This is a genomic window from Staphylococcus sp. HGB0015 (assembly GCF_000411275.1).
Lineage (GTDB): Bacteria > Bacillota > Bacilli > Staphylococcales > Staphylococcaceae > Staphylococcus > Staphylococcus schleiferi.
Genome location: NZ_KE150418.1, coordinates 533,121 through 554,823 on the forward strand (window position 1 = coordinate 533,121; position 21,703 = coordinate 554,823).

Annotated in this window: 15 protein-coding genes and 1 pseudogene; 13 read left to right on the plus strand and 3 right to left on the minus strand. The window is 36.9% G+C overall.

The window, feature by feature from the left end; translation table 11 throughout:
* The first annotated feature begins 82 nt into the window (after positions 1-82).
* The 4 genes and pseudogenes from HMPREF1208_RS08980 to HMPREF1208_RS08995 all read left to right on the plus strand — a co-directional run bounded on the left by HMPREF1208_RS08980 (position 83) and on the right by HMPREF1208_RS08995 (position 6,383).
* Positions 83-1,060: an alpha/beta fold hydrolase gene (locus tag HMPREF1208_RS08980; RefSeq protein WP_016426061.1), complete on the plus strand. Its 978-nt coding sequence runs from the start codon at positions 83-85 to the stop codon at positions 1,058-1,060.
* A 17-nt stretch (positions 1,061-1,077) separates the two neighbouring features.
* Positions 1,078-1,797 (plus strand): MerR family transcriptional regulator, encoded by a 720-nt coding sequence (locus HMPREF1208_RS08985; RefSeq protein ID WP_016426062.1) that lies wholly within the window; start codon positions 1,078-1,080, stop codon positions 1,795-1,797.
* Positions 1,798-2,108: 311 nt separating this feature from the next.
* Positions 2,109-4,022, plus strand: a pseudogene (locus tag HMPREF1208_RS08990) (fructose-specific PTS transporter subunit EIIC).
* A 357-nt stretch (positions 4,023-4,379) separates the two neighbouring features.
* Positions 4,380-6,383: a hypothetical protein gene (locus tag HMPREF1208_RS08995; RefSeq protein WP_016426065.1), complete on the plus strand. Its 2,004-nt coding sequence runs from the start codon at positions 4,380-4,382 to the stop codon at positions 6,381-6,383.
* 92 nt (positions 6,384-6,475) lie between these two features.
* On the opposite strand, the gene HMPREF1208_RS09000 is transcribed toward HMPREF1208_RS08995, so the two are convergent.
* Positions 6,476-8,527, minus strand: coding sequence for an amidase domain-containing protein (locus HMPREF1208_RS09000; RefSeq protein ID WP_016426066.1), 2,052 nt, complete (start codon positions 8,525-8,527; stop codon positions 6,476-6,478).
* 304 nt (positions 8,528-8,831) lie between these two features.
* On the opposite strand from HMPREF1208_RS09000, the gene HMPREF1208_RS09005 reads away from it, so the two are divergent.
* The 3 genes from HMPREF1208_RS09005 to HMPREF1208_RS09015 all read left to right on the plus strand — a co-directional run bounded on the left by HMPREF1208_RS09005 (position 8,832) and on the right by HMPREF1208_RS09015 (position 12,991).
* The gene (locus tag HMPREF1208_RS09005; protein ID WP_016426067.1) at positions 8,832-11,693 is read left to right on the plus strand and encodes a YhgE/Pip domain-containing protein; all 2,862 of its coding nucleotides are present in this window, start codon (positions 8,832-8,834) and stop codon (positions 11,691-11,693) included.
* Between the two features lie 284 nt (positions 11,694-11,977).
* Positions 11,978-12,613 (plus strand): class I SAM-dependent methyltransferase, encoded by a 636-nt coding sequence (locus HMPREF1208_RS09010; protein ID WP_016426068.1) that lies wholly within the window; start codon positions 11,978-11,980, stop codon positions 12,611-12,613.
* A 27-nt stretch (positions 12,614-12,640) separates the two neighbouring features.
* Positions 12,641-12,991, plus strand: coding sequence for a DUF2200 family protein (locus HMPREF1208_RS09015; protein WP_016426069.1), 351 nt, complete (start codon positions 12,641-12,643; stop codon positions 12,989-12,991).
* 229 nt (positions 12,992-13,220) lie between these two features.
* Here HMPREF1208_RS09015 and HMPREF1208_RS09020 read toward each other — a convergent pair whose 3' ends face one another.
* Complete coding sequence (locus tag HMPREF1208_RS09020; protein WP_016426070.1) at positions 13,221-13,436, minus strand: YozE family protein; 216 nt, start codon at positions 13,434-13,436, stop codon at positions 13,221-13,223.
* Between the two features lie 203 nt (positions 13,437-13,639).
* Between HMPREF1208_RS09020 and HMPREF1208_RS09025 the strand changes: the two genes are divergently transcribed.
* The 6 genes from HMPREF1208_RS09025 (at position 13,640) to HMPREF1208_RS09050 (ending at position 19,205) form a co-directional block, all read left to right on the plus strand.
* A complete protein-coding gene (locus HMPREF1208_RS09025; protein WP_016426071.1) occupies positions 13,640-14,386 on the plus strand; it encodes an epoxyqueuosine reductase QueH in 747 nt (248 codons plus the stop codon).
* A 79-nt stretch (positions 14,387-14,465) separates the two neighbouring features.
* Complete coding sequence (gene nikA, locus HMPREF1208_RS09030) at positions 14,466-15,953, plus strand: nickel ABC transporter substrate-binding protein (protein ID WP_016426072.1); 1,488 nt, start codon at positions 14,466-14,468, stop codon at positions 15,951-15,953.
* Positions 15,943-16,932 carry a nickel ABC transporter permease gene (gene nikB, locus HMPREF1208_RS09035; protein ID WP_016426073.1) on the plus strand — a complete coding sequence of 330 codons (990 nt, stop codon included), beginning with the start codon at positions 15,943-15,945 and terminating at the stop codon, positions 16,930-16,932. Before nikA ends, nikB begins: the two co-directional genes overlap by 11 nt.
* A complete protein-coding gene (gene nikC / locus HMPREF1208_RS09040; RefSeq protein WP_016426074.1) occupies positions 16,929-17,753 on the plus strand; it encodes a nickel transporter permease in 825 nt (274 codons plus the stop codon). The genes nikB and nikC overlap by 4 nt, the downstream gene beginning before the upstream one ends.
* Entirely contained in the window at positions 17,746-18,519 is a 774-nt protein-coding gene (locus tag HMPREF1208_RS09045) for an ATP-binding cassette domain-containing protein (RefSeq protein WP_016426075.1), read from the plus strand. Before nikC ends, HMPREF1208_RS09045 begins: the two co-directional genes overlap by 8 nt.
* On the plus strand, positions 18,516-19,205 hold the full coding sequence (locus tag HMPREF1208_RS09050; RefSeq protein WP_016426076.1) for an ATP-binding cassette domain-containing protein: 690 nt from the start codon (positions 18,516-18,518) through the stop codon (positions 19,203-19,205). Before HMPREF1208_RS09045 ends, HMPREF1208_RS09050 begins: the two co-directional genes overlap by 4 nt.
* Before the next feature lie 94 nt (positions 19,206-19,299).
* On the opposite strand, the gene HMPREF1208_RS11915 is transcribed toward HMPREF1208_RS09050, so the two are convergent.
* Positions 19,300-21,474 (minus strand): bifunctional glycosyltransferase/CDP-glycerol:glycerophosphate glycerophosphotransferase, encoded by a 2,175-nt coding sequence (locus HMPREF1208_RS11915; RefSeq protein ID WP_016426077.1) that lies wholly within the window; start codon positions 21,472-21,474, stop codon positions 19,300-19,302.
* Between the last annotated feature and the right edge of the window lie 229 nt (positions 21,475-21,703).

Here is a 21,703-nt window from a genome sequence, read left to right on the forward strand (position 1 = left end):
TTTTTTATGGTTTTAAGGTGTTCGCTTACTCTAAAGGATAAGAAATGATTTATAATTGATATGAAAGATTTGAGGTGTAGAGATGAAAACATATATAGAAGCAGATGGCCGCAAAGTGAAGAAATTATATCTTTCTCTAAATGGACATCGCCAAGGCGTTATTATTGAAACAAAGGATGAACAAAATCCAATTTTATTAGTCGTGCATGGGGGACCAGGTTTTCCACTTTATCCATTTTTTCGCGCACACCATATTGATTTGACGGATCAGTATACGGTCGTATATTGGGATCAGAGCGGGACGGGGATGTCGTATACACGTCAAATAGTAGGGATGTGCGACCTCATTGATGATTTATATCAACTTATCCAATTTTTACGTTTACATTTTCATCAAGATAAAGTGTTTTTAATGTGTCACTCGTTTGGAACCATTATCGGTACCCATGTAGCGCACCGTTATCCAGAAGTGATTGCAGCTTATATTGGTATGGGGCAACTGGGAAATGTTTTTCATAATGAACAGCTTATACTTGATCATTTACGCTTTTTAGCTCATGAAGAAAACAATCAAAATGCGGTTAAACGGTTAAACCGTGTACACCTCACGCGTCAGTTTAATACAAATCGCTACTATGGTCGCGTACGCCAACGTTACACAGAGCGTTATAAAGTTGGGTTTTCAAGTCATGGCTATTCGTTATGGCGTATGTTTAAAGTGATGATGTCGACACCTTACTATAAATTAATAGAGCGGATTAACATTGTGAGAGGGAGTCTCTCAACATTTGAGCACTTAACGAATGAGATGGCCAATGTCGATTTAAATGATATTGCCCAGGAAATAACAGTGCCTTTTTACGTTTTGCAAGGTGTCCATGATTTGCAAACGACGTATGAAGATAGTAAAGCCTTTTTTGATCGTGTGGCTTCAAAAGATAAGCATTTCTATGCCTTTCAAGATACGGCACATGCACCTTTTATAGACGAACCTCAAAAAATGCTCGCAATTATGCATAAGATTGTTGACCATGACGTAAGGTCATCGTGTACAACGTAAATAAGGAGGTGAGATCAATGTCCCATTATTCGACAGGTGAGCTTGCTGAAAAGTTCAATATTTCAAAGCGAACGTTACAATATTATGATCGACAAAAGTTATTAAAGCCAGCCTTTGTTAAAGATAATCAATATCGTATTTATACTGATCGTGAAGCGGAACAATTGAACCTGATTTTAATGATGAAGTCTTTAGGTTTAAGTTTGGCTGAAATCCGAAAATTGATTCATGCAGAGGGCACACTTAAGACGGTTCGTTCAATTTTAGAACAAAAAATAAGTGCATCAGAAGAAATGATTCAGCAACAACAACTTCAATTAAAGCAGATGAAAACAATTCAAAAAATGATTGCTACGTCATCAACAGCACCTGTGCATACACTATCGGACATTGAGAAAATAATGAAAAATCAACCTTATTTATCTCAGTTAACACAAAAAACGATGGTCCTGGGTACTACAGCATCATTCGCTAATGTCATTGGAATCAGTCTTAGTTTGAAAAGCCAAACCGCGTGGCCAACAGCTATAGCATTGACTTATAGTGCTATTGTTGCGTACCGTATGACAGTCGATTATTATGGCAAGGTAAAATATCAATGTCCAAACTGTCAGACAACGTTCAAACCTGACTTATGGACTTGGGCGTTTGCAAGCCATACATCAACAACACGGAAATTCGAATGTCCCCATTGTCATTTTAATGGATACTGTACTGAAGTTTATGATGAAAGTTAAGCATGCAAATCCCACATGGAACAGAATCCGATTTTTTAAATGCGCATTGTTAAATTGAACAAAAATTTGAAGGGATCACGGTGGTAGGGAAGATTGTTTTTGATGAAAGCTTGATTTAAAGCAATGCATCAAATCTGTCATTTGCTACCACTTTTCTTATGATGTGTTTTTTATGGGTTCAAAAATCGCTTTATATATAAGACTTTATCAGACATACTATGTTGTAAGCGCTTAAAATATTCGTTGAAATACAATCAGCAAGGGGATAATATGGAGGTGTATTTGAATTTTAGAAAGAGGAAGTGTTAGGCGTGAACATACTTGCAATCACATCTTGTCCCAATGGTATTGCACATACATATATGGCACAAGAAAAGTTAGAACAAGCTGCAAAAAAGCTAGGTGTCAGCATTAAAGTTGAGACACAAGGCGGTATCGGGGTCGAAAATGAATTGACAGCAGAAGAGATTGAAAAAGCAGACGGTATTATTATTGCATCAGATCGACAAGTTGACTTATCACGTTTTGATGGAAAACCTTTAATTAGAGAAAGCGTCCGTGCAGGAATTCATCAACCAGAAGCTCTGATACAACGCGTTATTGATGGACATGTGCCAATCTATCAAGGTGATAAAATGAATGCATCTTCTGAAGGTGTTTCAGAGAACAATACGTCTACGAAGCATCAGGGTGTTCAAGCAGTCTATCAGCACCTTATGAATGGTGTTTCTTTCATGGTCCCATTTATTGTAGTAGGGGGATTGTTGATTGCCATTGCCTTATCATTAGGAGGCGAAAAGACCGCAACACATGGTTTAGTAATTCCGGATGACTCGTTTTGGAAGCCTTTTTAAAAAATAGGGGCATTGTCTTTTAGTTTTATGGTTCCTATCTTAGCTGGGTATATCGCGATGAGTATAGCTGATAAACCAGGACTCGTTCCAGGTATGATTGGAGGCGCGATAGCGGCGGATGGAAGTTTTTATGGCAGTGATGCAGGTGCAGGCTTTTTAGGAGGAATTGTCGCAGGATTTTTAGCGGGCTATATCGCTAAGTGGATTAAAAATGTAAAAGTTCCTAAAGCTATGGCGCCGATTATGCCTATTATTGTGATTCCAATCATTGCTTCTGTTCTGGTAGGCGTAATCTTTATATTTGTGATTGGTGCACCTATTGCCAGTGTGTTCAGCGCTTTGACAGTTTGGTTAAAAGGCATGCAAGGCGCAAATATCGTCATTTTAGCGATGATTATTGGTGCCATGATTGCTTTTGATATGGGAGGCCCAGTGAATAAAGTGGCATTTTTATTTGGTTCTGCTTTAATTGCTGAAGGTAACTATAGTGTAATGGGAATGGTTGCTGTTGCAGTTTGTACACCGCCGATTGGACTCGGACTCGCAACATTTATCAAAAAGAGTAAATTCAATCAAAATGAAATTGAAATGGGTAAAGCCTCCTTTACGATGGGCTTGTTTGGTATTACAGAAGGGGCCATCCCATTTGCTGCACAAGATCCATTACGCGTCATACCTGCAAACATGATAGGGGCTATGATTGCTTCAGTGATTGCGGCGCTGGGTCATGTCGGGGATCGTGTTGCACATGGTGGACCTATTGTTGCAGTTTTAGGCGGCATTGATCACATCCTTATGTTTGCGATTGCGGTCATAGTCGGAAGTTTCGTGACGATGGCAGTCGTGTTAATTTTAAGAAAAAAACCTGTTGCACGTCGGAGTAGTAACGAACAAGTAGATCAAATGCCAAACGAACGCACAAAGGAAATGCGCGATGATACGCATGTAGCGGTGTCACCCGTAGAGGCTAAAGATGAGAGTGCTCAAGTTGACGAACTGTTTGATGCGAATGTGATTTTAAACATCAATCAGTCAATCTCACGAGATCATGCGATTGATATATTGGTTGATGCGTTGCAAAAGGCTGGCTATGTTAATGATGAAGTCGTACTCAAAAAAGCTATTTTAGCTAGAGAAGCAGAGGCAACGACTGCGCTCGGAATGAACATTGCGATGCCCCATGCAAAAACAGATGCGATTCGTCAGCCTGTTGTCGCTGTGTTAAAAAATGATACAGGTGTAGAATGGGAGAGTTTAGATGGTACATGGCCACAATTAATCTTTTTAATTGCAGTGCCACTGCATAGTCATGACACACACTTGAAAGTACTCCAACAATTATCAAAAGCATTAATGCAAGATGACAAATGAGTGCAATTGTTGAATGCTTCAGATCCTAAAGCATTATATAGTGATATACAAAGGTTAATTTAAGTGCTTGTTAAAGAATCTTTGAAAAAAATAGTTTAAAAGCAACTGAGGGTCCAAATAGGTGGCCATGAGTTGCTTTTTGTTATTATGTAAAAATTTTAAATTTTATTATAGATATAAATAGTAAGCAATTCTAATTTATTTCTTTGATAATGAAGCGAATATTAAAGGTTTTTCATTCATTATGAACTAGATTTTCACAATTACATTTTGTTTCATACATTTTTAGATAATAAATATTTAAAAATTTCAACGAAGGGTCTATAATAGTAACATGAAAAAGAAAGGAAGGATGACATGACTCAGTCAAAATCAACGCGACATGTCAATGTGCGCCATCATTTATTAAAAACTGGTACCGCGCTTTGTTTAGTAGGATCATTATTCTATTATCCAATCAGTGCAACCTCCCCTTCTTATGCACATGCATCAACTCAGTCAGACGATGATATTCAACGATTACTTGACGATGCAGAACATCAAATTAATAAAATGGATTCATTGAATACAGATTATAAAAATGATTTCTTAGAACTTCTACGCGCAAATGATGATTCTCAACAAAGTATTAACAAAATCATTGAAGAAGCTGAAGCAGCAAATAAAAAAGCGAAAGATGCAGAGACGAAGGATGACGTTAGACCGCAACTAGACAGTATCGATCAAAGAATCAAACAGTTAAAAAAAGAAGTTGACAGACATCAACAGGCAACACCTCAAGCCAAAAATAGAACAGATGCCCCTCAACCATCGCATACGAATACATCGGATGATGATGATTTGTCGAAATTGATAGATACAATCAATGATTTATCGAAAAAAGAGACAGAACAACCAAAGTCTGAGCCTGAACAAAATAATGATGGTACACAAGGCCAATCGCAAAGTGATAACCGTCCAAAACAGAGTGATGAAACACCCAAAAATGATGCCACTTCTGACGATCAACCCGATACAAACAATGACATTGCTGAAGAAATGCGCAAACATTTGAGTGGTACAAAAGACCAACTTCATCAAATGGATCGTGATTTAACAGCAGATAGAAACACATTGCACCAAAAGTTAAATCAACGCGATGAGGCGTTAAAAGATTTGCTTAATGATCGAGACAGCGTTGTATCACAAATTGATGATATGGCTTCAAAATCGGTTGCTGATCAATCTGAAGATTACTTAGCGCAAAAACGTCAACATTTAAATGAGCTTCAAAATAAAATTGGTAGCCGCTCAGACCTCTCACCTAAGCAACAACAAAAGTTGCATGAAAGTGCGAAGACTGTTGCATCACAATTGAACCAACAAAATGATGAAATATTATCTCGTTTAAAAGCAGCCAATGATAAACAAGCTGCGGTTAAGTCGATATTAAGTGACTTATATAATGATAAACAAGCAGCAGCAATCGCAAAGCAGATTCATACACATGGTCAAAACAATCAACAAATTGCCGACCAATTGCAACGAGCGATTGATGATTTGAAACAAACACATAGTGATACGTTGTTGTTAGGTATGTTGGATAACACAGCGCACACTAAAGATTTGGTGACAACTTTATTAAGTACGCGTTTTGATGAACAAAAAGCGAAACAATTAGCTCAAAAAATCATGGAAGGGCATCCTTCAAATCAAGAAATTTTGAGTAGACTCAAAAAGTATTATAAATCCAATGGTAAAGCAACGAGCGATGATATTTTAAATGCGCTATTAAAACAAGCGCATAATAAAAAAGACGCGATTGAAGCTATTTTGGATGGTCGTTTAAATCCAGATAATGCGTCATTAATTGCACAACGTATTTCAAAGGATATTCATAATACAAAAGATTTACTAAAATTAATTCATGGCGAGTTGGATGCACAAGCAAATCGCTTACTCACACTACAAAAACAAATCAAAGATGTTAGAAATGATTTCCGTACTAATATTAATGACATTTTATCGCCATTACGCCATTTGCCAACTTTAGATTTAACAAATCAACGTCATCGTTTATTGTTACCATCTGAAAGTACAAATGATAAATTAAGAAAACTACTGAACCAAAGACCTTCTGGTGGCCTAGGTGGATTATTCCAACATGATTTTGCACCGAAACCAACCATTGATCCGTACCAAAAAGTAAATAAACTCGCAACAGGTGACAACTTCTTAGATAACTTATTTGATGAAAATGGTAATTTTAAATTACCAGACTCAGGTCAAATGACTAAAAATGCAGCATTACCAATTGGTATTATTGTCGTCATTTTAGGTATCGGTTTATTAATTAAATATTTGAAAAAACGTAAACAATAAAATAACCGAAGATAAAAAGAACAGCAACACGCACTGTCAAATCAGTTTGTGTTGCTGTTCTTTTTTGTATATCAAGTTGTAATGAATAAAGGTTATTCGTTTGAAGTGCCACCTTTAATATAGTCTAAAGAGTCAGCATCTTCTTTATCGATTGTACGATAAGAAATGACACCTAGCCCTTTGACGTTAGATTCAGAGACAACGATAGAACCATCTTTATTTACCTTTTCAACAAAAGCAACGTGACCGTAGTAACGGTCCGCACCTAATTGACCAGGTTTGAAGACAACAGCAGTGTGTGCTTCAGGTTCACTTGAAACAGAGAAGCCTTTCGTTAATGCTGAGTAAGTCCAGTCACTCGCATTACCCATATCTCCTGCGATATCCTTATCAAATTGTGCCATTCGAGAGTATACATACCAAGTACATTGACCTTGAGGGTATGGTGAAGCACTTGCCGCTCTGAATGGTTTAAAGTCACCACTTACGGCTTCGCTATTTTGTTTCATTGTATCTTCGTCTAATAATGAACCCATTTTTTTATGATCGAAGCGTGTTAAATCATAAGTTTTAATCAATGATTTTAATTTTTCGTCGTACTGTGGATCCGTTGCATATGTACCGACAAGCTCTGAAGCAGCTGTACGATAGCTGGAGCTTTCACTTTTCCATGTTCCTTTATAAATAGAAGGATTGCCATCAATACCATTTTTAATTAAATCTGCATAATCGTTTAACGAAGCTTTACGATCTGGGTATTTTCTAAAATCTGCATGAATTTGATACATTGAGTGTCCGTCAGATTCTAATGTGTTAAAACCTACAGATTCTCCTTTATAGCTCCCTTTCATACCGAAAAGGTTGAAATTCGGTTCGCGTGATAATGTACTTCGACCCGAATCAGATTCCAAAATCGCTTGCGCAATCATAATCGAAGCATAAATATCTTCTTTTTGACCGATGTCATGTGCATCTTTGGCAATATCATTGATAAATTTACGCGTCGATTCTGTTGGTACAACGCGAAATGTATCGGATGAAGATGAAGCATCATTACGACTTGGCATTTGTTCAAATAACGTTGTTTGACGTAAATGACTATTTTGAGGCAAATCTTTAAATGTTTGCGCAGGTGCTTGTTCACGTGAATGTTTCAATGCATCGGGTTCAGGGATTTGCTCATCATGACCGTTTGAATTTTTATGTTTCTGTTTCTGATAATTTTGATGTGTTTTTGTTGCGTTATCACTGTATTCATCTAAAAGTGAATCAATCATATCATCATTTTTACTTTTTGATGTTGAAGCACTGCTTTGCTCTTGATCTTGCTTGTCTTCTGAATTTGATTGTTGCGCATCTGTTTGATTGTCATCTTTATTTGAAGTTGTGTCATGTGCACTTGAATGGTCTGTTTCTGAAGATGACTGTGAATCATTCATCTGCGGTTGTTCACTGTCTTGATCATCAGATTGTGAAGGGTTATTGTTCTCATCTTTTGTAACTGAATCATCTTTTGCAGTTGAATCGTCTTCAGAAGCGGATGTGTCTTGGTCATCACGAGATGCTTCTGAGTCAGAAGATGACTGTTGATCATTTGTAGTATGATGAGTGCCTTTTAAAATATCGTTAAGCGCATCGAAAAAGTCACGATCTTCAGGTTGAGTAGCACTTTGTTCATTATTTGAAGTGTTCTCAGCAGGTGATGCTTCGGATGAAGATGAAGCGTCACTTGACTGCGGTTCGTTTATGAAGTGACTGTTTTGTGCATCGTCACTTTGATTATTGAAAGAATGGTGGAATAGGTCGCTAAACCAGTCATTACTTTTCTTATACGTTGGCCAATTCCCAATCGAAGAAAAACTTGATTGAGATGGATAATCAAAAGTATGCGTACTATGGTTGGAACGCTTTTCTTTTGTCTTTTTATCTTGTTTTGAGTCATCTGATTTTTCAGAGGAACTCTCTTTTGAACTGTCATCATGATTGCGATCTTGTGATGTTTCTTGTTCATCATCTACATCTGAAATTTTATCTTTTACAGTTTCTGTCGCTTTAGGTGAGGCAGCATGTGCCAAGTTTGATGTGACAGGGGGAAAGATAAGGGCTGTGGTCAATAAACCTGTGAAAATAAATTTACTTTTCAAAGCGTTACTCCTTTTCTCTATATAGTTTTTGTCTTGCAATCAAAAAGGGAGACTCATATCCTAGAAATGTAAGTCATATTTTTGGTTACGAAACGACTCAGTTTGTATAAAAAGTGATATATGAAAGACATGATAAATGCTATACAAACTAAGGATGAACTTGTTATACTATGGTGTGTCTTTGTAACTTGTTGACATATGTTAACTTTAATTTGAAACAACAAATAAATAAATATTGCACATACTTATATTACATGAATCATCATGATTTATAAAGTGTTTGAGTAGATATTGAGGTGAGGAAATGAAGAACGCCATCAAATTATTTCTGATGGACATTAAGAAGATTGCCAAGACCCCTGGTGCAATCATCATTATCTTAGGATTAGCGATTTTACCATCCTTTTATGCTTGGTTTAACTTGGAAGCAACATGGGATCCTTATTCAAATACAAACCACATTAAAGTTGCTGTTGTAAATGAAGACAAGGGTGATACGGTACGTAATAAAAAATTGAATGTTGGTAATCGCCTTGAGGATACTTTGAAAAAAGATACCCATTTTGATTGGCAATTTGTAAGTCGTGAAAAAGCAGATCATGATTTACGCATGGGTAAATATTACGCAGCGCTCTATATTCCAGAAGGATTTACACATCAAATTACAGGTACTTTACGTAAAGACCCACAACAAGCAAAAGTGGAATATAAAGTGAACCAAAAGCTCAACGCCATTGCGCCTAAAATGACTGACGCAGGTTCGAGCGAGATCGTGAAAAAAGCCAATCAGAAATTTAATGAAACCGTAACGAAAGTATTGCTTAAAGAAGCAGATCGTTTAGGGATTAAACTTGAAGATGAGCTTCCAGCATATAAAAAAGTTCGTGATGGAATTTATGCTGCAAATAACGCATTACCTAAAATTGAACGCTTCCGTGAAGGTTTGATTTACTTAAATGAACATCAAGATCAGCTTGATCAATACGCAGATAAATTCAGAGAGTTAGATCGCTATAAAGACGATGCGGTCAATGCAACTGAGCGACTCAACCAGTTGAATGCAAGTATTCCTGCAATCAATGAGCGTGCAAAATTAGTGGTTGCATTAGATAATTCACTCCCTGAAATTGAACGTATTTTACAAGCTGCAAGCCAAGTGCCAAACCGTTTTCCAACAATTAACAAAGGGGTGGACATAGCGATTGGTGGCACAGATAAAGCATTGAAAGACCTCAACTCAGCACAACAGTTGTTACCTTCTATCGAGCAACGCATTCGAGCTTATGGAGAAGTTGTTAACAACGCAAGTCAAGCGAATGATCAATTAGCGAATGACGTTTCTCGTGCACAAAATCAACAAGGTCAGCAAGCAAATGTTCAAACAGCGCCACAAAGTACGCATCAGTCTCATTATCAGACAAGCCAAGTAAGTACGGCGAATGACGCGAGTGGTCAACCATTACCAAATGGACAAGTAATATCGAATGATGATGCAGCATCTTTAGAGTCTGCCTATTCAAAATCATTGCAAGATGTCAATTCAGCAGCAGCTTCGCAATTAAAAGCGACTCAAGATGATTTGGATGCTGCTAAAAATATGGGCTATGGTATTATCAGCTCAAATGACGCTTCACAATTTAAAGAACCGTTATCTCATCTTATTGCGCGTATGAACCATGCGAATAAAACAATTAGAGATTATCGCGACTTTTTATCTGATGTTGAACGTACAGAAGGCGTTAATTTGAGTGAAGCCCAAGCACAATTGAAAACAGCGCAGGATGATATTAAAGAAGCAACGAAACGCTTGAACAAGTTAAACGATGCTATTGCAGCAGGTAATTCTGGTAAAGCAGAAGCGATGGATATCATCAAACGTGTAGATCATATTCAAAAACAAATTAAAGCAGCGCAAACGATGTTGAAAAACGATGTTGCGAATAAGTTATTGGATGTTTCACACGCTTTAGGTAAAGCACTAGACAAAGGTGCAGTGACATTGAATGTTGCACAAGAAAAACTTCAAAAGGTGCAATCGATTATACGTAGCGGCCAAACGATATTATCAGATGCCAATGAGCGTTTGAAACGTTTGAGTGATACGTTACCTGCTGTTGAAGCAGAGTACATTCGTGCAATGTCAGCAGCGCAAGCTTACTTCCCAGAATTTAAGAAAAAAGTTCACAATGCGTCTGATTTTGTAAAAAATGATTTACCTGCCCTTGAAAACAAAATTTCTGAAACGACACAAACAGTTAATGAAAATTTACCAACAGCATTCGCAAAATACGACCGTTTACGTCAAATTCTTGATGCAAACCAACCGAAAGCGAAAGAAGCGCTAAGCAATCTTGCGGACTTTGCTAAAAATGATTTTCCAAGTGTTGAAAAAGACTTGAAAAAAGCGAATAAAATATTTAAGCAATTAGATAGAGACAATACGATTGAAGAGTTGATTGATTTATTGCGTAATGACCTCAAAAAACAAGCGGGCGTCATTTCAAATCCAATCGATTTACAAAAAGAAAATGTGTTCCCAGTTAAAGATTACGGTTCAGCAAGTACACCATTCTATACAGCACTCTCTATTTGGGTAGGTGCACTGTTGCTTGTCAGCTTGCTTACAACACATAATAAGCATCCTGAATTGAAGCCATATTTAACAATACGTGAGACTTATTTAGGTAAAATGGGACTATTTGTCGTTATGAACATGATTCAAGCGCTTATTGTTTCAATAGGGGACATCGTTATTCTGAAAGCATCGGTTGAGTCAGTATGGCTCTTTATTACCATTTGTTTATATTCAGCCATCATATTCTCGGTTATTGTTTATACATTGGTTTCTGTATTAGGTAACCCGGGTAAAGCGCTGGCTATCGTATTATTAGTATTACAAATTGCCGGCGGCGGTGGGACGTTCCCAATTGAGGTTACACCTCAGTTTTTCCAAACAATCCACCCGTACTTACCGTTCTCATATAGTATTGATGCATTGAGAGAAGCAGTAGGTGGCCCTGTACCACAAATTTTAGTTTTTAAATTAACAATGCTCACAGCCTTTGGTGTCGGCTTCTTCCTTGTAGGTCTCATTGGTAAACCTTATTTAGATCCTTTAGCACAAGGACTTGCAGATAAAGCTGATAAGAGTAACATATTGGAATAATATTTTAAACGTATTTTTCGTTTGAGTTTAAAAATCAAAAGTGAATCAAAATAAAAGGTGTAAGTCATAGCGCAAAAATTGCATTGCGCCAAGTGGCTTACACCTTTTTGTATTCAAATATCTAAACGAATTGTAAGGAATTTCGTCATGCATCCAATGCTTACGAAAGTCATTTTTAACTAAATGGAGTCAAAGATTGTGACGATAATTTGAAGTGATTGGCAGAGCGAACTTTTTAGTATATAATACATATCGAATTACTAAGAAATAAAAAGGAGATTGCTATGGAATTCATGGACGTGTTTGAAAAATGGGCAGAAAGATATGATGATACGGTATTTAATACGAGCAAAGAAAACGAATATAAAGATGTCTTTGAAGGTTATTCAAAGATGTTAGACCAAATTGCACAATTATCAACAGGTGAAGTATTAGAAATTGGTGCAGGAACAGGGAATTTAACCCAACATTTAATCAATCAAGGCTTAGACGTGACGGCAATTGACCCATCAGAAGATATGAGAGCCATTGCCAACCAAAAAGAAGGTATCCATGTGATAGAAGGTCACTTTTTAAAAATTCCAGTAGAGAAAAAATTCGATACCATCGTGTCGAGTTTTGCCTTTCATCATTTAGATCATCAAGGCAAACAAGAAGCACTGAATTATATGAAACAATTTTTAAAACCAAATGGCCATATCGTTTTTATTGATACGTTATTTGAATCGGAAATGAATAAAAACCAAATCATTCAATACTACACAGATAAAATGTATGTCAATTTAGTCGAGGACTTACAAACCGAATACTATCCATTTAAAGATGAACTTGAAAAGATTGTAGAAGCGGCAAATGGCACTGCAGAATTTGAACAACAAAATCGTTTTGCTTGGTTGATTCATATGAAATTTGAGCATTAAAGTGAAAACAAAGGTGGCGTGAATGCGATGGCATACCATATTTATCATGTGGAAGTAAATGAAGTTTATCCCTATTATATGCGTAAAATGAATAAAGTAGGGAGTACGTATCAAGATGTTAATGAAATCATTTGTTGGCTCACAGGTTATTCTCAAGATATGCTTGAATCAAATTTAAAAAATGGAACGACATTTGAGATGTTTTTTAAGCAAGCGCCACACCTGAATCCACAGCGTAAAAAAATAAAAGGGATAATTTGTGGTGAACGGATTGAAGAAATGGAACCGTCACTCATGAAAGAAATTCGGTATTTAGACAAAATGATTGATGAGCGGTCACGTGGACGTTCAATGAAGCAAATTTTTCGGGAAGGTTAAATCTAATGACAATAGAATAATGAGACAAAAGGTTACGGGTGATGTTTCTGAGTCACTTAGGATAGCGTCTGGCTAAGATGTATGGATTTACATTGAAGGTCAGGCGCTTTTTATTGGCGTCTGATGCTTAGAGAGAAGTAACTAAATAAAAAAGGCGCCTCTTGACTTGAGCGCAAGAGGCGTTGTTAGAGGTGATACATTCCATATAAAGTGAATGTGAGGTCTTCATTTAGCTTTGTCCAAATTGCAAATAAATTGCAATCGCTCGTTTAATAACAGCTAAATTCAATTGACCGAGACATGAAGCTTCACGAAAGCATGCTAATATTTCATCGGACGTATGAAGCTCCTTAGGAAATCTAGCATCTGCATGCATATGTCTCGCCAAATCACCTAATGGGGTATCATCACCAATGTAAATCTGCATATATTCATAAAAGCTCAAGTATTTAATCACCTCATTTACGAGCTAAAAAGTATTATAACATAAAGGGCGAGTCTGAAGTAAAAAATATATTCTTGAGGTCATCATCGGGTCTGTTAACGGCGAATCCTCTTATCATTGAGCTCAAGTGAATCATTCATTGCGTTAGTGATTTATGTTATATTTTATGTATCAATGATATTTTTTATAAGTGGGGGAGCAAAATGATTCAAGCAGAACAAATACTAGATAAAATGAAAAACCAAAAAATTAATTATGATAAAGTTTTACGAAAAATGATCATGAACTGGGAAAGAGAAAACGAGCGCCCATCGATACTACTGCATAGTTGTTGTGCGCCATGTAGTACCTATACACTTGAGTTTTTGACTGAACATGCAGACGTTGCAATTTACTTTGCGAATCCTAATATTCATCCTAAAAATGAGTATCTTCGTCGTGCGCGTGTACAAGAAAAATTTGTCAATGACTTTAATGAACGTACAGGCAGTCATGTAAAATATATCGAAGCGCCATATGAACCACACGAATTTATGAAAATGGCTAAATCTCGTGGGCTAACTGAAGAACCTGAAGGCGGCGCACGTTGTTCAGCATGTTTTGGTATGCGCCTTGAGATGGTTGCTGAAGCTGCAGTTGAAATGGGATACGATTACTTTGGTAGTGCAATCACATTGTCACCAAAGAAAAATGCACAATTGATTAATGAAATCGGCTTAGATGTACAACAAATCTATGATGTAAAATATTTACCGAGCGACTTCAAAAAAAATAAAGGATATGAGCGTTCTATTACGATGTGTCAAGATTATGATATTTTCCGCCAATGTTACTGCGGTTGTGTTTTTGCTGCTCAACAACAAGGTATCGACTTTAAGACAATTAACCAACAAGCGAAACGCTTTTTAGATCATTTGGACCAACAAAAACAAACAGTTCCTGAAAGCTAATTTGGTGCTTAAATATTTTTTTGATATAATATCATAGTTAATTATTTTATTCTTATATAGAGAAAGAAGGCATTTAACTATGAAATATCAGCGTTCAGTGGCATTATTTACGACGGCCTCATTATTGCTCGCAAGTTGCGGAACTTCTTCGCATTCTAAAGAGAAGATATTGGATATTGAGCTCCCTTTGAAAACAACTTCAATTGCTCCCTATGAAACGGACGTTCCTGTGCGCGTAGGTGCGGCAGAAACACTATTTAAGGTTTCAAAAAATGGTGAAATTCAACCTTGGTTAGCACAATCGTATCATTACAATTCGTCAGACCAGTTAGAAATTAAACTTAAAGATCATATCCATTTCCAAAATGGGGTCCCACTGACGGGTGAAAAAGTTAAAAAAAGTCTAGAAATAGCATTGAAAAAGAGTCCTTTTGTTAAATCTACACTACCCATCAAAAATATTAAGGCTCAAGGCCAAAAAGTAACGATTACAACAAAATCATCCTATCCTGAACTCGCCTCTGAATTAGCTAATCCTTATGTGGCGATTTTTGACGTGGATGCTAAAACAGATTTAAATACACATCCTGTAGGAACGGGGCCTTATCAAATCAAAAGTTATCAACGTTCACAAAAAATGAGCCTAGACCGAAATTCAAAATATTGGCATGGACAACCCAAACTTGATGGTGTGAATGTCACTTACCAAGAAGATGGAAATGCGCGTGTCAGTCATCTAGAATCTGGACAAGCTGATTTAATCACCGATGTCCCTGTGAATCGTATTCAGCAATTAGCCAAGTCGGAACAAACAAAAATAGCGCGTGTATCAGGTTATCGAACACAGATGGTCGTTTATAATCAAGAAAGTGAAAAGATGACGCGCCCTGTCCGCCAAGCGCTAGATGCGGTCATTGATAGAAAAGGTATTGCAGAGAAAATTTCGAAAGGCTTTGCCCAGCCAGCTACAGGTCCTTTTAATGATCATCTTGATTTTATTAAGCATCAAGCAGTGAAAAAACAGAATATACAAGATGCAAGGGCAATAATGGAAAAAGAAGGTTATAATGATGCCCGCCCTTTAAAAATTCAACTAATTACATATGAAGGTCGTCCAGAATTACCTAAAATGGCACAAGTCATTCAGTCGGATGCCAAAAAAGCCCATATCGATATAGATATCCGAACAGTTGATGATATTGAAGGTTATTTAGCAGATCGTTCCCAGTGGGATGCAACAATGTACAGCTTTGGAACGATTCCGCGTGGGGATACAGGTTACTTCTTCAATCAAGCCTACCATCAAGATGGTTCGGTCAATAAAGGGGCCTATAAAAACTCAAAAGTGACGGCAATGATTGAACAATTAAATCATACGGTCAATCAAGGCGAACGTGAGAAACTATCTAATGACATTATTGAAACAGCCGCACGAGATATACCAGCAAGTTATATTACTTACAATGATATGGTTGATGGTCTTAACCGAAATGTGAGTCACTTTAAAGCAACACCAGAAGGCATCTATTTAGTTGATGAAAAGATTGATATGACAAATGCGCATTAAAAGATTTGTTCGCTTAATCGTTAAAATGATCAGTGTACTGTGGATTTTATCAACGATTACTTTTATTTTAATGAAGTTGACACCAGGCGATCCAGTGGTTCATATGCTTCATGTTGGAGAAGCGAATGTGTCACAGTCGACTATCAATGCCACGCGCCAAGCGTATGGTTTAAATGATCAATGGTTTATACAATATGGACGATGGTTGGTAAACGTGATTCATTTTGATTTTGGTGTGAGTTATCAAACGCATGAACCCGTGCTCAAAGCGCTTATATTTCATGCGCAACCTACAATATTGATTGCCATATTGACGATAATGGTCGTCATGATGACGGCATTACCTCTTGGGATATGGGCTGGGCGTCATCCAAATAGTAAAATGGATCGATTGATTCGTACCGCGACATCAATGACAGTGAGTCTTCCGTCGTTCTTTTTAGGTATTGTTCTCATTCATATCTTTGCAGTCCGTTTAAATATTTTACCTGCATCTGGGTATGCTTCGCCGCTTCACTTGGTGTTACCCGTAATGGCAATGAGTATTGGAATGAGCGCCTATTATATTCGTTTGATGAGATCTACAGTGATGAACTTGTATCAAAGTCGAGAAGTTGCCGCTTCACGTTTACGCGGTATGTCTGAACGGTACATATTCTTTACAGATATATTGAAACCTGCACTGGTACCTGTTGTAACCATATTAGGCTTATCTATAGGAAGTTTAATAGGAGGGACAGTAGTGATAGAGCACGTATTTAGCATTCCGGGGTTAGGACAATTTTTAGTGGATAGTGTGCGTGCGAGAGACTATCCCGTCATTCAAGGTATAGTTTTAATGATGGGTGTGATTGTAGTCTTGGCGAATATGTTAAGCGACATGCTGATTTTGTTTTTAGATCCAAAGCAACGTTTACAATATCAAAAGACAGAGTCTCTACGATTAGAAACAGCTGAATATGAGGTGTCTTCACAATGATAAAGCAGCGACGTCAGTTACCTTTCATTGTGTGGATATGTATCGGTTATTTATGTTTACTCATTGTTGCTCAAGTGATTGTTTCGAAACAGGCTGCCTTTGATGTGAAACTAGATGAAAGTCTTTTACCTATCAGTGCAGCACACTGGTTAGGCACAGATGATTATGGCCGGGATTTGTTAGCAAGTCTTGTGATAGGCGCTCGGTACACGTTGTTAATTAGCTTGTTAACACTGTTATTAACGATACTGGTGGGTGTGCCAATAGGGATGCTCGCAGGCTATTTCAAAGGAAAATTAGACCAAATAATCATGCGTATCATTGATATTGGTTTAAGTATTCCTGAATTTGTATTAGTGATTGCAATGGCCAGTCTGTTGAAACCAAGCATTTGGAATATTGTATTCGCCATGATTTTGTTAAGATGGATGACTTATGCGCGCTTATCACGGACCATCGTTAAAAGTGTAAGCGGCAAGGATTATATTAGGATGGCAAAATTTTATAAAGTGCCTACGCCCATCATTATATGGCGACATTGTTTGCCACACGTGTTGCCTTCGATTTTAGTAGTGGCTACTGTTGATTTTGGTAAAATTATTCTATATATCTCGGCACTTTCATTTCTTGGATTAGGAGCGCAACCGCCTTTACCTGAATGGGGCGCCATGCTGAATGCAGGTCGTGATTTTATGACTTCAGCTCCCCTTTTATTGTTTGCACCCGCGGTGATGATTACGGTTACGATTTTAATTTTCCAGCTGACAGGTGATGCCTTACGTGACTATTTTACAAGAAAGGAGCGTCACGTTAATGGATAAATTACTTGAAATTCGTGATTGGACGATTCATGATGCAGAAAAAACGATTGTTCAAAATGTCGACTTCACGCTTTATACTTCACAAGTGAATCTATTAATTGGCGAGAGTGGTGCTGGCAAAAGCATGCTTATTAAAAGTTTGCTCGGTGTCTTGCCAGAGCGATGTCGTGTTTCTTATAATGCATTTTTATATCGAAACGTATCTGAACGCACACTCAAACCCTACTTAGGGCGACATATTGGCTATATTTCACAAGACTATACGCATAGTTTTAATGATCACATGCCCATCAAGAAACAACTCATTGGCATTTATCGTCAACACTATCAAGTTTCACATGAAACGGCTGAAGCCCATGTTCAAGCAGCTTTAGGGTGGGTAGGACTCGAAGCAATAGATTTGTCAAAGCGCTACCGATTTATGTTATCGGGAGGACAACTGGAGCGTGTCTTAATTGCGAGTGTCATGATGCTAAAGCCTTCACTTATTATAGCGGATGAACCGACAGCGGCATTAGATGTCGTTACAGGACATCAAATTATGACCTTACTTTGTGATTTAGCGCAATCACATCAAGTCACTTTATTGATTGTGACGCACAACTTAGCCCATGTTTCACGTTTTAGTGATTATATTTACGTCTTGAAACAGGGGCAACTCATCGACAAAGGGACATGGTCGCATTTTAATTCGGCGACTGTACATCCTTATAGTGCGAAACTTTTAAGCTATCGTCATCCGTTACAGAAGGGACGAGTTGAATGATTCAATTAGAGCATATCAACGTTAAATATCAAAAACAGCAAGCACTGAAAGATGTTTCATTAAAAATTGAAGCCCATGAAAAAGTAGGGATTCTAGGTGAAAGTGGTTCGGGGAAGTCAACTTTAGCCAGTGTTATGTTAGGAGAAGTCGTACCACAAAGCGGTCAAGTCATTTCAACTTTTCAACATGTCTTACCTATATATCAACATGCCGTACATGCATTTAATCCGAAATTGTCGATTGAAGCTTCTATGAATGAAGCGTGTCATTACAATCAAAAGCAACGCGAGTTTTATTGTCACTATCGTGATGAACTCATGCAGCAAATGCAGTTATCTGAAACATTATTAAAGCGCTATCCGGCTGAACTAAGCGGAGGGCAACTTCAACGATTTAATGTGATACGGACGTTAATGCTTCAGCCTGAGTTATTAATTTGTGATGAAGTCACTGCCCATTTGGATGTCGTTGCTGAAGATAAAATGGCACAACAATTAAATGCACATGCGAAGCGGACACAAAAAGCAATGGTGATTATTTCACATGACATCGCTTTTTTGCAAAAAATTGTTTCACGCATTATCGTATTAAAAGCGGGAGAAATTGTAGACGCTTTTCCAATAGAAAATTTATTTCATGAAGAACGCGCACCTTATACAAAATCTTTATTAGCCCTATATCAGTAATCACTGCGTATATCCTTGTTATTTTAAATCGAAAAATTTCATATTATAAAAAGCCCTTGTTCACATCGTTTGTTTCGTGAACAAGGGCTTTCGTTTACTGTTTGTGTGTCTGTTGAATGGTTTCGTAAATCATATCACCAATATATTGAGCAGCACGTCCATTTTCGATCGCACAGAAGCGGTTATAAAAAGCATTGATTTGCTTATCATACGTTTGTGCAACATGATCAATATTTTTAAGACCTTCGATTAAATCGCCAGGTTCAGTATGGATAGGACCAGGCAAGTCTTTATGGTAATCAATATAAAAACCACGGAGATTTTTATCATACTTTTCAATGTCATAAGCAAAGAAAAATTGTGGGCGTTTCAAGATACCATAGTCAAACATTACGGATGAATAATCAGTAATTAAACAATCACTAATTAAGTAAAGTCTTGAAATGTCGTTGTAGTTTGATACATCAATAGCAAAGTCTTCATAGCCATTTAAATCCAGTGCATTGGCGATTAAATAATGCATACGCAATAAGATAACATAATCGTCGCCGAGTTCTCTTTGTAAACGCGGTAAATCAATTTTGAGTTCAAAAGTGTACTTACCTTTTTTAATATACTCATCATCACGCCATGTTGGGGCATACATGATGATTTTTTTACCTTCTGGAATGTTTAATTCTTCTTTAATTTCTTTTTGTAGCGCTACATCGTCAGCGCGATTCACTAAAATATCATTACGTGGGTAGCCGATTTCTAATATTTTTTCAGGTGGCATCCAAAAAGCGGTACGGAATATTTCCGAAGAGTAGCGGTTAGGTGAAACTAAATAATCCCAACGTGATGCTTCCTTATGGAAATTCCGTTTATACAGTGCTGTCGTTGTACCAGGCATTCGGACCACTTTCATATCATTCGCAAGTCGTTTAAGTGGTGTTCCGTGCCAAGTTTGGATATAGACTTGGTTTGGTTTTTTATTTAAAAAGAGTGGCACCCGTGCATTAGATACCCAAAACTTAGCATCTGAATAAGCTTGATAGTATGCTTTTGAATTTTTCTTAACTTTTTGTGCATTTCCAGGGACTTGATTGACTTCTGGGTCACTGAATACCCACTTATAATTAAGTTCTGGATAGTGATCACGCATATATTCATAAATATATTTAGGACTATCACTGTAGTTTTTTCCGCCAAATGATTCAAAAACAACTGTTTTCTCATCTACATTTTCAACTTTATCAGTCAAAAAGTATTCAGAGCGTTCTTTGTTTTTTTGCCGTAATACAATACGCTTCATATGACGCGTAATAAAACGTAGTCGGTTAATTTTTGCAGCTGTTTGTGGCTTTTTAAACGCTAATGCTAACATTTCGAAAAAGAACAGTATCTTTTTCTCAGATAAAATAGCACCATTTAAATGACGTGCCACTTGCGCCAATGTATCTTGATGCGCATTGTAGCGCTCAGATGTTTCTTGTAAATTAGGTGAGAACTCATTATGAAGTTTGTTGAGCATCCGTTGCTTAATAAAAGCACGTGTATCTTTGTTTTTGATACGACTTAGTGCATCGACAAAGCTTTTTGCGTAATCCTCAAAGAGAAAGTCAAAATCCTGCTCAGATAAAGTATTCGTTTCAAATGGGTCATAGACTTCGCCTTTGAAATAGAATGGGAAGTCTGTAATTCGGACGAAATGCTCGGCATATTGGATGTATTCAAGAATAAAAGACCAGTCTGCATAGACTTGTAGTGCATCATTAAATTGGATGTTATGTCCTTTAACAATAGCTGTTTTAAAAATAATATTACAAACCGTATTTTTTCTTAAGAAAGAATTAGGGTTTTGCTTTGTATCTAAGTATTTAATTTGAACACGATCTTGATTGACATATTGTGGCATATTTAATGTAAACTCATGGACAGGTGCAATTAAACCATCATAACTTTTCAGATGTTTTAAATAAAAATTAACTGCATATGTAGCAAGTTTATCGTCGGCATCTACAAACATAAAATAAGGTGTTTCAACTGCATTGATTCCTATATTACGCGCATATGCATGCCCATGATTTTTTTCTAATTTAATATATTTTACTTCTTTATCATAGTCTTCTAAAGCATTGTTTAATAATGATTCACTATTGTCTGTTGCACCATCATTAACGAGAATTAAATCAAAATTTTGATTGCGTTGACGTTTAAGATAACTGATGCAATCCGAGATATATTCTTCTGAGTTGTAAAAAGGCACTATTATCGATAGCGCGTTCATAAGAATCATCCTTTCAGAATTCAATTTAACATTTGGTATTATAACATTAAAATGTAATATAAAATAGCAAAGACAATAATAGTTAGAAACAATTTTCAAAAAATATAGAACTTTAGATATTTAAAAGAAAATTTCGTGTTTTATGATATAATGACAAATTCATACATGTTTAATGAATTAAGAATAAGGGTTTACTGCATAATAACATCTTTTAAGTATTATATGAGGG

Coding starts and splice junctions, on each gene's coding strand:
- HMPREF1208_RS08980 (WP_016426061.1), top strand. CDS start 83: ATGAAAACATATATAGAAGCAGATGGCCGCAAAGTGAAGAAATTATAT.
- HMPREF1208_RS08985 (WP_016426062.1), top strand. CDS start 1,078: ATGTCCCATTATTCGACAGGTGAGCTTGCTGAAAAGTTCAATATTTCA.
- HMPREF1208_RS08995 (WP_016426065.1), top strand. CDS start 4,380: ATGACTCAGTCAAAATCAACGCGACATGTCAATGTGCGCCATCATTTA.
- HMPREF1208_RS09005 (WP_016426067.1), top strand. CDS start 8,832: ATGAAGAACGCCATCAAATTATTTCTGATGGACATTAAGAAGATTGCC.
- HMPREF1208_RS09010 (WP_016426068.1), top strand. CDS start 11,978: ATGGAATTCATGGACGTGTTTGAAAAATGGGCAGAAAGATATGATGAT.
- HMPREF1208_RS09015 (WP_016426069.1), top strand. CDS start 12,641: ATGGCATACCATATTTATCATGTGGAAGTAAATGAAGTTTATCCCTAT.
- HMPREF1208_RS09025 (WP_016426071.1), top strand. CDS start 13,640: ATGATTCAAGCAGAACAAATACTAGATAAAATGAAAAACCAAAAAATT.
- nikA (WP_016426072.1), top strand. CDS start 14,466: ATGAAATATCAGCGTTCAGTGGCATTATTTACGACGGCCTCATTATTG.
- nikB (WP_016426073.1), top strand. CDS start 15,943: ATGCGCATTAAAAGATTTGTTCGCTTAATCGTTAAAATGATCAGTGTA.
- nikC (WP_016426074.1), top strand. CDS start 16,929: ATGATAAAGCAGCGACGTCAGTTACCTTTCATTGTGTGGATATGTATC.
- HMPREF1208_RS09045 (WP_016426075.1), top strand. CDS start 17,746: ATGGATAAATTACTTGAAATTCGTGATTGGACGATTCATGATGCAGAA.
- HMPREF1208_RS09050 (WP_016426076.1), top strand. CDS start 18,516: ATGATTCAATTAGAGCATATCAACGTTAAATATCAAAAACAGCAAGCA.
- HMPREF1208_RS11915 (WP_016426077.1), bottom strand. CDS start 21,474: ATGAACGCGCTATCGATAATAGTGCCTTTTTACAACTCAGAAGAATAT.